The 12,560-nt window shown below is 39.9% G+C and carries 10 protein-coding genes; all 10 read right to left on the bottom strand.

The features are described from left to right. Positions 1-129: 129 nt before the first annotated feature. Complete coding sequence (locus LG329_RS05710; RefSeq protein WP_404454482.1) at positions 130-1,098, bottom strand: nuclease-related domain-containing protein; 969 nt, start codon at positions 1,096-1,098, stop codon at positions 130-132. 84 nt (positions 1,099-1,182) lie between these two features. Continuing rightward, positions 1,183-1,404: a hypothetical protein gene (locus LG329_RS05715; RefSeq protein WP_404454485.1), complete on the bottom strand. Its 222-nt coding sequence runs from the start codon at positions 1,402-1,404 to the stop codon at positions 1,183-1,185. Positions 1,405-1,406: 2 nt separating this feature from the next. Then, entirely contained in the window at positions 1,407-2,516 is a 1,110-nt protein-coding gene (gene menC, locus LG329_RS05720) for an o-succinylbenzoate synthase (RefSeq protein WP_404456430.1), read from the bottom strand. 79 nt (positions 2,517-2,595) lie between these two features. Beyond that, a complete protein-coding gene (locus tag LG329_RS05725; RefSeq protein WP_404454488.1) occupies positions 2,596-3,066 on the bottom strand; it encodes a flavodoxin in 471 nt (156 codons plus the stop codon). Between the two features lie 177 nt (positions 3,067-3,243). Continuing rightward, a complete protein-coding gene (locus tag LG329_RS05730; protein WP_404454490.1) occupies positions 3,244-4,791 on the bottom strand; it encodes a plasmid pRiA4b ORF-3 family protein in 1,548 nt (515 codons plus the stop codon). 540 nt (positions 4,792-5,331) lie between these two features. Continuing rightward, entirely contained in the window at positions 5,332-6,354 is a 1,023-nt protein-coding gene (locus LG329_RS05735; protein WP_404454493.1) for a LacI family DNA-binding transcriptional regulator, read from the bottom strand. A 48-nt stretch (positions 6,355-6,402) separates the two neighbouring features. Next, the gene (locus LG329_RS05740) at positions 6,403-8,757 is read right to left on the bottom strand and encodes a glycoside hydrolase family 31 protein (protein WP_404454496.1); all 2,355 of its coding nucleotides are present in this window, start codon (positions 8,755-8,757) and stop codon (positions 6,403-6,405) included. A gap of 35 nt (positions 8,758-8,792) precedes the next feature. Then, positions 8,793-9,635 (bottom strand): sugar ABC transporter permease, encoded by an 843-nt coding sequence (locus tag LG329_RS05745; RefSeq protein ID WP_404456432.1) that lies wholly within the window; start codon positions 9,633-9,635, stop codon positions 8,793-8,795. Positions 9,636-9,640: 5 nt separating this feature from the next. Further along, positions 9,641-10,939, bottom strand: coding sequence for an ABC transporter permease subunit (locus LG329_RS05750; RefSeq protein WP_404454499.1), 1,299 nt, complete (start codon positions 10,937-10,939; stop codon positions 9,641-9,643). A gap of 88 nt (positions 10,940-11,027) precedes the next feature. Continuing rightward, on the bottom strand, positions 11,028-12,317 hold the full coding sequence (locus tag LG329_RS05755; protein WP_404454502.1) for an extracellular solute-binding protein: 1,290 nt from the start codon (positions 12,315-12,317) through the stop codon (positions 11,028-11,030). Positions 12,318-12,560: the final 243 nt, after the last annotated feature.

Genomic DNA, 12,560 nt, shown 5'->3' on the forward strand with positions numbered 1-12,560 from the left:
CCCGATTTGTTATGCCACCCGCGAACACCGGCGAAGTTTGTGGGTTCACCGGCGATTTTCGCACTTTTACCGGCGAATCTTGGCGCGACATCGGCGAATTTTAGCACCCCACCGGCGAAATATGGGGTTTCACCGGGATTTACAGTTGATTTTATATTTGCGCATACCATTGTCTCCAATTGATACACAATTATCAAGTAAAATTCTTTTCGTAACATACGGTGAGTCTACCATTAAAAATGCCCGTGCCTCACGATTCGTTATCACATCGCCGATCAGCAGTCTATAATCTTGAAGCAAGGAAATATGTGCATCCTTCGATAAAAGGTTGCATGTTACACAATACCACTTGCCGTGTAAGCGCCCCATCGGTAGGCCTGCACACCCCGGGCAAACCACTCCAGTAATAAGCTCATTTTTACTTATTTTAAACTTTTCCAGAATATTAACAACAGATGGCTCGTTAGCCTCCACTAACTTAGAGGAAAGATCCTTAAGCATGTCCATATCGATAATAGAAGTGCCGTACTCGTTGTTCAGTTTTTCAATCTCAAAGTAGAGGGAATTGCTATGAATCACTTCCTTAGGAATAGGTTTAGCGGGGTATAGTTGTTTGATGATAGTACTCGGGAAGCTAATTGCGACGAAATATAGAAGAGGAATTTGTGGGAAACCGTGCTGATTCAGCCAGTTTTGCAGTCGATGCCGTTGGGTTTTTACTTGAGGGATTGGGTTTGGTAAACCTTCTTCTTTGCCATTATCACCAACTCGTATTACCTGTTTCTCACCGTCAAAAAATAATGTGCCATACCAGTTCTTGCTCTCAATCAGAATGATAAATCTCTCACACAGAAGCAGTGTATCAATTTCAAAATGATTATTAGAATCTTTTATCCGGAGATTATGCAGAATAAGGTATTCATCCTCTGGCAGGAAATTGAGGTAATAATTTAATGCATTTTCTCCTTTAATGCCACTTAACTCTTTTATTAATGTGTCATGAATTATTCCCTTCAACCTATGAGAGGGGTCTAACCTTCTGTGTAGCGCTTCCAACTGTGATATGTATATCGATTGTTCGCGTTGCTTAACGATCATTCAGCCACAACCTTTCGTATATAGTGAATTGTGATAAATTAATCTTAACAATACCACAAAATGGAAAGGATTTTAACAAATATTTTATGCTAAGGCGGTGGTCAGCGGTGATTTTCCTAGGTTCATCGGCGATTTCGGGGTTGGTACCGGTGAAACTATAGGGGTAACCGGCGATTTCCGGCTCGACACCGGCGAAACTTCGGCGGTCATCGGCGATTTCCAGCTTGCACCGGCGAAACTACTGCGGTCACCGGCGATTTCGAGCCCAGCATCACCGAAACCCAACAACGGCTCATTTTCATCCACACCTAAACCCGATATTCCCATCGTCCAACACTGAACTCTTCCAGGGCTTCACGATCAATTTCATACCCAATCCCTGGCTTGCCCGGTACAGTTATTGTTCCATCTTCCACTACAACTTCGGGCGATATAATATCTTTTTCCCAATACCTCGATGAACCAGCAGTATCTCCCGGCATGGTAAAGTTCGTCAAAGTCGTTAGTGCAATATTATGTGCACGTCCAACTCCCGCTTCAAGCATACCGCCACACCAGATCGGCATATTTTTTTCGAAACAAAGATCATGAATCCGCTTCGCCTCGGTCAAACCACCAACTCGTCCAATTTTCACATTGATGATCTTACAACTGCCAAGATCAATTGCGTGACGTGCATCATCATAGGATTGGATGCTTTCATCTAAACAGATTGGCGTTTGGATTGCCTGCTGGAGTTTTGCATGTTCGATGATATCATCATGAGCAAGCGGCTGTTCGATCATCATTAAATCCAGCTCATCAAACTTTTTCAGATGGTTTACATCATCCAATGTGTAAGCAGAGTTTGCATCCGCCATAATTGGGGTGTCTGGGAAATGGTTTCGTACTTCTCGCAGAACCTCTAAATCCCATCCGGGCTTGATCTTTAGTTTAATTCGTTTGTAGCCTCTATCGACGTGATCACCGATATCTTCAAGCAGTTTCTCCACAGTTGGCTGGATTCCAAGACTCACACCTACATCAATCTTCCGTTTCGTTCCACCAAGTGCTTCGGCTAATGTTTGGTCATGTTGCTTGGCATACAAATCCCAAATTGCCCCTTCGACCGCAGCCTTTGCCATATTATTTCGCTTTATTGGCTTGAAAATATCTGTGATATCATTTGGATGATTAATCGTATTATTTTGGATTAGTGGGAGGAGGAAGTCTTTCATGACATGTTCATTTGTTGCGGTTGTTTCTTCCGTATACCATGGACTCGGGAATGCGACTGATTCACCAAAGCCACTAATGCCATCTGCAGCGACCACTTCTATGATAAAAAACTCTTTATTTTGCAATGTGCCAAAACTGGTCATAAATGGGAATTTTAGTTGCATTTTTAACTTATGTAAAATGACTTTTTGAACTGACATGGCCATTATTTGTCCCCCCTCCCAGCCTATAATATCCGCGGCACTCAAACCGCAACGTGCTACGTCCACTACCAAATTCCTATTCTGCCTCAATCTTCTCAGCAAGCTTCACATTCAAATCATCCGCAAACTTCTGGCAGCGTGCAAAATCTTCCTTATCAGGCTCCAGATCAATTTTTATCCAATCTGGCATGACATCTGCACCTAATTCTACAAAACGTTGGCCCAACAAATCTATTGCACCACCAAAAGTGTCTAAATAAAACGTATCCCCAGAACCGAAGACTCCAACCACTTTACCGGTAAGATCAACATCTTCTAATTCATCATAAAAATCCTCGACTTCATAAGGCATCGCGCCGTCATCCCAGGAGTACGTGCCGACTAAAACTGCATCATATTCATTAAATTCTTCTACATCTATTGCATCCATATCAAATGTTTTCATGGTAATTTCATGATTATATTTTTGTAGCATTTCTGCGATAGCTACTGCTATTTCTTCTGTGTTGCCAGTTACACTCGCATATAGCATTAAAATCTTGCTCATAACCTGATCCCTCCAAATACAATTGCACAAGCGTTTACTACTAGTTTAATGGATAATGCTAGTTGTATTCAATTATTTGAGAAGGCATTTTATTGTATTATGTCATAATTGTGACCGCAGTCCATCAATTCACAATTTGCGCAAACAAAAAGCTGAGCAAGATCACCCAGCCTTTGTTTACGATCCAAATTCAGCCATTAATTGATTCTTAAACGACTCAACAGCTCCAAGGCTATCGTGGATTTCCACATGTAACCCCAATGCATCTATGACACTGTCCATAATTAATGCAGTCTTTGGATCCATCAAAATCTTTTCTGGTTTCCCTCCTATTTCCAGAATTGCTTTTAATAAGTTTCCTTGCAATGCTCCGTAATCTTTGCTCGAATAAACCATATCTTGATAAAGTACAAAGCCTTTTGCATGATCTGCAGCCATCGCCATTACAGGAAACACAGGTCGATCATCAGGATGATCTTGAACAGGCATATCTATATGAAATATCGAGAATTCAATTACGGCTGTATATATTCGATTTATTTTTTGCGCGCGTTTCAATTCAATTTCAGAAACTTCTAATGGAACAGCTTCTACTTCAATTTCCTGCTCTGGATAGTCAAGTGCTACAATTTCATTTTTATAGTTATTATCTTTGAACACACGGGCTAAAAGCTTATCTTCCTTTAAAAGGTCAGGTAATGCCATTCCTGCTTGAACTTCACGACATACTTCGATTGCTTGTTCCAATACTTCCCTGAAAGCTATTACTTCATTATCATCAATAAACCAAGGCGTATATCCAGGTTGGTAACTAATAAATACTGGCCAAGCCTTTCTACCTCGGAAAGTAACATTGTTATCCTTCACAAACTGATAATCTTCTTTTTGCAGGTCTTCCCGATCCTCAAAAGTGAGCAGTAAACTGTGCTGCTCCAATAATAAATCGAAGTTAGACTTCACTCCACTCCATAAATCATGTAAGGTCAAAAGTCCTTCTTGTCCAACATAAACAGCTAACCCAAATGTATTACCACCTGCTCCAATCACTGAACAATAATAGCTTTCTCCACTGTTAGAATCGACTACAAGAAAGATTTGGTCATCTGCCATGTATTCCCAAGGCTTTTGCTGATAAAACTCCTTCGCCTTCACGAGCAGTTCATGCTCGACACTATCTTCACGAATAATCGGTTTGCCTCCAGTGTTCAATACATCATTAATTTCATTAACGATTTCCTCAGATGTGTAGTCTGGATAAGTAGCTTGTCCTGTAATAACTTCCATTCTGCTATCTTCCTCTGGAGCTACGTTCTTCGCTCCTATACAATGAGGATATGAAGCGTTCTTCTTTGGTTTAACTTTTTTCATTAAAACAATATCGTGTGCCCAATCATCACCAAAGTCATAAATATAAACCACCTTATCCTTTAGCTGAACAAACCAATCAGCTAACTTTTCGCTCTCCTGGTCGTATGAATCATTGCTAAATAGGGGACTCATATCCTGATCGATTTCAATAGTTTCCGCATCTTTTATTTCAATTCGGTCTACTTGCTTCCCGTTCACCTGATTTGGAAAAAAACTATGCAAATGCATATCTAACCAGCCAAATGATACTTGAATCAGCTTATGTAAATCATTAAATGTAGCATCCTCATCAATTCTAACCTTTCGCCAAACCGGCCTGCCAACATCTCGTAGTGTTATTTTTAATTCATAAATCATTTTAAAAACACCTCTCTTGTTAAAATGAGTGTATCATTTTAAATGGTGTGTTTTCCACGTATAAGTAAAATAAAGGCTGTTTTCGTAAAGATTTTTGCTTTTGAGAGAATAGATATAAACGAAGTAACGAAAAATCATGTTCAGTGCCCTGCGACCGCTACGGAAAAATCACTACGCTTTCCGCGGGCTTGCGCTGAGCCTCCTCGATCGCAAAGAACGCTCACTGCGGGGTCTCATCACTTCGCTTTCCCGCAGGAGTCTCCGTGTTTTTCCTTCGCTAACATGGTGTCTGAAAGCAGTGCTATAGCTCCTTTCACTATTATGGCAGTTGATTTTCGCTGCGGACAGTTGACTCCTGCGGGAACAGCACGAGGCTGAAGCCGTGCCCGCGGAAAGCAACTGTCCGCAGCGGAAATCAACCAGCAGCTAAGACGCAGTTTATATCAACTATGAAGATGAAAAAGCAACAATGCGTACGAAAGGAGCCAAAATAAAAGACCACCAAATTTAACTACAATTTGATAGTCTTTGTTTTACTTTTTATTCCCGTTCGCTCGCGGAATCCCGATAAACAATAGTATGCGGTATCATGATACGCTTCGCTGGTTCACCCTTATGCATTGTTTTTTCGATTAATGCTTTGGCTGATTGTTCGCCCAACGTATAAATTTTGACGTCTACAGTTGTAAGTGCTGGACGGATAATTTCCGACAGATAGACATTGTTAAAACTAACAATGGAAATGTCGTTTGGTACAGAAAGCCCAAACTCCTCCAGCATGCTCAGCACACCAAAACTCATCAGATCATCACTGATAACCAGCCCTGTTGGTGGAGTATCCAGTGAAAATAAGTGTTCAACCGCTTCTCGTCCACCAGATTTCAGGAATTCAGCATGAAACTTGTAATTTGATGGGGCAGCTAATCCCGCTTCACTCATGGCAGATTCATAGCCTGACTGACGATCCGTGGTTACAAATAAATCCTTCGAACCACCGATAAACGCTATTTTTTCATGACCTAACGTAATCAAATGCTCCGTAATTTCTTTTCCTGCTGTAAAGTTATCATTGTCGACGTGGGTAATCTCGTTCACGTATTCATGTGGCCTGCCAACAATCACAAATGGAAATTCACGTTCTTGCAAAAAGTGTGTCAGACGGTCATTCGCACGGGAATACAAAAGAATGACACCATCAACATAGCTTCCATAAACCATCCTTTGCACTTCATCGAAAATTTCTTCCTCTGTTTCACCAGTTGATAAAAATAAGGAATACTGCATGTCATGGGTATAAGATCCAATGCCCCGCAGGATTTCTGGGAAGAATGGATTTTGTAATGCTTTGTCAGCAGACGATGGCATAATCACACCAATTGTCTTTGTTGATTTGGCAACCAGATTTCGTGCATTGATATTCGGATGATAGCCGAGGCTTTTCATTGCCTTACGTACACGCTTTTTCGTCTCAGGACTAATCCTCGAATTGTCCGCAATTACTCTTGATACGGTAGAGGGCGACACACCTGTTGCTCTTGCTACATCTTTTATTGTTACACTCACTTGTTCCACCCTCTACATTAAATTATTTTTCCGATACTCCTGAATATTCTATTCTACTAAAGTAATGAGTCTTTTGTCACGTGCTATACTACCATTTATCAAAACTTCCTGACCTTCTGCTAAACCGTGAACGCGTAATTCGATTGTGCGATAGGAAGGTACAAAGTCACCCTCCTGGTTCCGTATATTTACAGAGACAGCTTCTTTGTTAGACAAAATTTCCACTTCAAGCTTCATGTATGTTCCATTTTCATATGCAAATGTTTCGCCGTCATCATCATAATGGGTAAACACATAGTTTTCTTCAGTTGAACCTGCATAAACATCCATCCATACTTTATGGGGTGCTTTATCCGCATTTGATGTCCACTCACCTTGCATAAGTGCCGTTCCTTTTTTCACAAAAATAGGGAGATCATCAAGTTCAGCATGAATTAAATGTGTTTGATTTCCGCCATAAACTTTTTGGCTAGCATAATCTACCCATTCACCTGCAGGCAGATAGACTGCACGATCCTTCACACTTGGCGCCAGAATTGGGGCGATTATTACGTTATCCCCTATCATAAATTGATCGTTTACATTATATGTTTTCACATCATCTGGAAACTCCATCAACAACGGACGCATAACTGGTAGCCCTGTTGCACTTGCTTGATAAAACAACGAATACAACTGTGGCATCCATTCATAGCGCATTTGGATATATTTTTTCATTATCGCTTCATTTTCAGGGCCAAACTGCCATGGCTCTTGATAATGCGTGCCAATCGCCGAATGATTACGGAAATATGGTGTGAATGCGCCAACCTGTGTCCAGCGTACCAATAATTCCGCATTCGTGTCATGGGCAAATCCACCAACATCCGGGCCTGTGAATGGAACACCTGATAAGCCAAGATTCATACACATTGGTAAGGACATCTGCAAATGCTCCCAGAAACTGCGATTATCCCCAGTCCAAACAGATGCATAACGCTGTACGCCAGCATAGCCTGCACGTGTTAGTAAGAATGGACGTTTTCCTTTAAGCTGCACTTTCATCCCTTCATAGGTTGCTTCTCCCATCAGAAGTCCATAAACATTATGCAGCTCGCGATGTGTTGTTGGTTTGCCATCATTACGGTGCATGACTGCAACATCCATTGTTTTCGTTTCATTGAATACAGCTGGTTCGTTCATGTCGTTCCAAATTCCTTCAATTCCCATGTCTGTATAATACGCGTGCTTGTTGCCCCACCATTTGCGAACCTTTTCATCAGTAAAATCGGGGAATGCACTCGTACCAGGCCATACATCACCGAAATACGTTTCACCTTCGATATACTTACAAAAGTGATCCCCAGTAACCCCTTCTTGATACGTTAGGTATTCGGAATCTTTTTTCACACCAGGATCAACAATTGGTACAATCCGAATTCCCATTGCCCGCAAATCCGTGATCATTTTTTCAGGATTAGGAAACTTTTCTTTATCAAAGGTAAAAACTCGGTAGCCGTTCATATAATGAATATCCAAATGAATCACATCTACTGGAATATCACGTTCCAAAAAGTTCTCTGCTAGTGCACGCACTTCTGCCTCTGATTCATAGCTGTACCTGGACTGATGAAAACCAAGCGCCCATTTTGGCGGCACCGGCATTCTACCAGTCAGATGGGTATATTGTGTCAAAACAGCTTTTGGTGTTGGTCCTGCCATAACATAATAATCAAGCTGACCACCTTCAGCCATAAATGCGTACGTATCATCCGCTGACTTCATATCAAAAACGGTTCGGAATGTATTGTCAAAAAATACCCCGTGTGCTCTGCCATTGCGAAGTGTCATGAAATATGGAATCGACTCGTACAATGGATCTGTTTCAGGGTTATGCGGTGCATATACATCTGTGTTCCACATCGTATATTTTTCACCACGTTTATCTAAGAACCCAGATTTTTCACCAAATCCGTAAAAACGATCCGCCTGGTCCATTGCTTTATGCGCGATTATTTCACCAGTTACCTTATGCCCCATTCCACGTTCACCTTCATGAAGGATTATGGAACCGTCTGCATCAAAAACCGTCACTCGGAATGGTGCTTGTTTAATCAGAAGTTCAAGTTGAGCTGTCTTCAGTGTAATAGCATCTTCGCCAACTTTTTCCTCAACATGTACACGCTCAGGTGCAACGATAACTGCTTTTGACATATCTAACGATGGTGCTTCATTAGGGTTCATTACAACCCGCACAATCGACTCGGTAAAAAATTGAATAACCACGTGTCCGTTTTCACAAACAAACGTATAATTCGAATCAGTTTTTGTGTAATCTGCAATATGACCAATATCCCGGTATGCTGTAGCATTTGATTGTTTCTCTTTATCTGGATGTATTGCAAAACTCGTATCTTCAAGCATTCATGTTCCTCCTGCTTCTTTAATCAATTCAAAACTTACCCCTTCGTTGCACCGCTCGTTAATCCTGAAATTAAGTAACGCTGTAACATCAGGAATACAAGTGCAATTGGTATCGCGATTAATATTGATCCAGCTGCAAACCGTGTAAAGTTAGTTGAAAATTGATCATTAATAAAATTGTATAATCCTAGTGCTAATGTAAAGTTTTCCGGACTTGTTAAAACAATTCGTGGCAATAAGAAATCCATAAATGGTGCCATAAAGTTAAACAAAGCGACAACCGCTAAAATTGGTTTTGCAAGTGGCAGAATGATCGTCCAGAAAATTTTCAAATGACCTGCCCCATCAATTTTTGCTGCTTCATCCAATTCTTGTGGAATCGTGTCAAGATATCCTTTAACAAGCCAAGCATTAAATGGAATCTGCCCACCTATATAAATCAACATCAGCCCATATAAGGAGTCAGTTAATCCAATTGTATTTAACAAAATATAAAGTGCTACCATCCCCATTAAAGCTGGGAACATTTGTAACAGTAAGAACATGTACAGTCCATATTTCCGCCCAATAAATTTGTAACGGGAAAATGCATATGCAATAAGCGATGTGATCACAACGGATAAAACCGAGTTTACGACCGCAACATATAGACTATTTTTATACCACGTAACATAATCACTACCTGGGTCTGTGAACAACCAAATATAATGTTCCAACGTTGGATTATCCGGGAACATATTTGTCACAAGCATGTTTGATCCTGGATTGATACTCATCATCATCGCCCAGAACAATGGGTAGCCAATGATGACAAACATAATTATGAAAAATATATAGATGAACGTTACTTCGATTTTTGATTTCGTTTTTGCATGCATTGCCATTAGTAACGTCCCTCCTCTTTAAATGCTGCTGTTTTTCTAAATTGGAAAAAGGCAAAAATTGAAATGATTAATCCCATAATAATCGTAATTGCCGCTGCCATATTGTAATTGTTCGTTTCAAATGTCAGTTTATAAACCCATGAGATTAAAATATCGGTTCCCCCTGCATTTTGTCCTCGTACGGGAGGGCCACCTTCATTAAATAAGTAAATAATATTAAAGTTATTAAAGTTTCCAGCGTATTGCATGATCAACAGTGGTGCAGTCGCAAACAATACATGTGGTAATGTAATAAACCGCAGCTTTTGAAAACGAGTTCCACCATCGACATCTGCTGCTTCATACATATCCGCCGGCACACTTTGCAGCACACCTGTAAACAACGCGAACACAAATGGGAAGCCCAGCCAGGTTTGAATCATAATTAACGCAACTTTTGCCCAAAATGGATCTGACAGCCATGGAATCATAATGTTAAAATGACTTAAAATATCCTGGTTAATCGCGCCAAACGTTGGATTAAATAATGCTGAAAAAATTAAAATAGATACAAATGCAGGTACTGCCCACGGCAAGATTAAAACGGTACGAATTGTCCGTTTAAACTTGATTCGTTTGTCATTTACCAGCAATGCAAGAAATAATCCAAGGACTATTTGTAATGTAGTAGCAACTACCGTCCATACAATCGTCCAAGTGAATACATTCAAAAATGTATCTTGCCATATTCCAACATCAAGTAGCGCTGCAAAGTTATCAAAGCCTACCCAATCCAATAGTTTTCGAGGTGGTGAATTGTATTGGTTATAGTTAGTAAAAGCTAGACTCACCATAAACAACAAAGGTAGCACGACAACAAAAATCAGCATCATCAACCCAGGTAGAATCATGAAATATGGAAATCCACGATTATAAAATTGAGTCATACCACTTAACATTGATGGCTTGCGCTTACCTTCCTCACGGGCAATAGCGTCACTTCGTGCATCTTTTATAGTAAAAACATATATTGCAATTCCAAAGGCTAATACAATAAGCGATATTAATCCTTGTATCAACAGCTGAATCGAATGATGTTCACGTGGTATTGTTCCAAGCGTGAACAAGCCCCATATACCAATATCAATGTAATGCCAAGTCGTAACCAGGAATGAAGAGGCAATAATGAGTAATAAAATCCCTTTGAAAATACGGCGATTGTATAGTTGTCCTAATCCAGGAACGATGATAGATAATAAAGTTGCAATGTTGCGGGGCCGACTTAATCCAGTTTTTTGTTTTGCTTGTTCATGTGTCACACCAGTTTCCCTCCAATGATATTTTCCAAATAAAATGCAATATATGGAAAGCAACATGCCTTCCATATATCACATGTAAAATAAGTGCTTATTCAGTTGTTGCTCCTGATGCTTCAATTTGATTCTTAATAATCTTAACCGCTTCTTTCAATACGGGCTCTACAGGCTCACCTTTTGAAATGAACGATAAAGCATTATTAATTGGATCCCATACTTGTTGCATAGCCGGTACACTTGGCATTGGTTCACCATATGTTGTTTGTTCAGCAAATGCAGCATAAATTGGATCTTCTGAAATTACTGGATTTTCCAAAGCGTCTTTACGTGGAGGAAGTTCCCCAGCCACTTCGTAGTATGTCATTGCATTTTTTTCGTTCGTAATAAAAGCCATCAGGTCTTGTGACCACTCTGGATTTTTTGAGTAATAAGAAAGCATGTACGATTTAACCCCAACAAATGATTTAGGAACTTCACCATTGCTTAATTTAGGTAATGGAGCCGTAGCTAGATTATCACCTAATGCATCCCCATACTCACGAACCATCCATGGTCCGTTAATTACAGTTGAAACTTTTCCTTCTTTAAATAAACCATTCATAATATCAGGTGTTAAATCCTGAGGAATATAGCCATTTTCAAACCATGATTGAACAAGTTTTCCACCCTCAATCATGCCTTCATTAGCAAGTCCTATATCAGTAATATCATATTTTCCATCTTCATTCGCAAAAACGTAAGCTCCATTACCGGAGAAGAATGGATAAACAAAATAGAAGTTTGCAGCTTCCATCAAAAATCCAAATTTGTTTTCCGCTGGTTTTGTATCACGCTCAGCAATTGCCATTAGGTCTTCCATCGTTTTTGGTGCTTCGTCAACCAACGATTTATTGTAGTACATTGCATATGTTTCGATAACAGCCGGATAGCCCCAGTAATCGCCATCATATTTAACAGCTTGTAGTGCTGTATCCGTATATTCAGATTCAACTTCTCCTAAATCAACTGGTGCTACTAACCCACGAAGAACTAAGTCACCAATTCGATCATGCGGTTGGAAGATAATATCTGGCCCATTCCCAGCAGGACCCTCTACATTCAACTTTTCCACCTGATCTAACATGTTAATTGGAATCATTTCTACATCGATTCCTGTTTCTTCTGTGTATTTATCAGTAATTTGTTTTACAGCTTTTTCTTGCTTCTCTTCAGCATTCACCCAAACGGTAAGCTTCTCAGGCTTTTCAGGCATTTCTTCTGATGCCTTTTCTCCACCTTCATCAGAACCTTCTTCCGTCTTTTTAGTTTCTTCTGGTCCACATGCTGCCAAAACCCCAATTAAAAGCAACATAGCAAAAATAGTACCTAGCCATTTCTTCATCTAATTTAACCTCCCAATTTTTGCTTAATGCGCACATTTTGTGAAAACGTTTGCACAAAGATTTATTTTTATTATACATTGTTTCAGAATTATTTCAACACTAATTTTAAAATCTTTTAAATACTACTATTATGGATACGTTAACGCTTACATTAAATCATTTTTCTGCTATACTGTTCCTAAAGATTTTAACTACAGAAATAGCTTAAAGAGCCAAATCTATACAAACGTTTGAACAAAGGA

Source organism: Virgibacillus necropolis (genome assembly GCF_044793635.1).
GTDB classification, from domain to species: domain Bacteria; phylum Bacillota; class Bacilli; order Bacillales; family Amphibacillaceae; genus Virgibacillus_F; species Virgibacillus_F necropolis_A.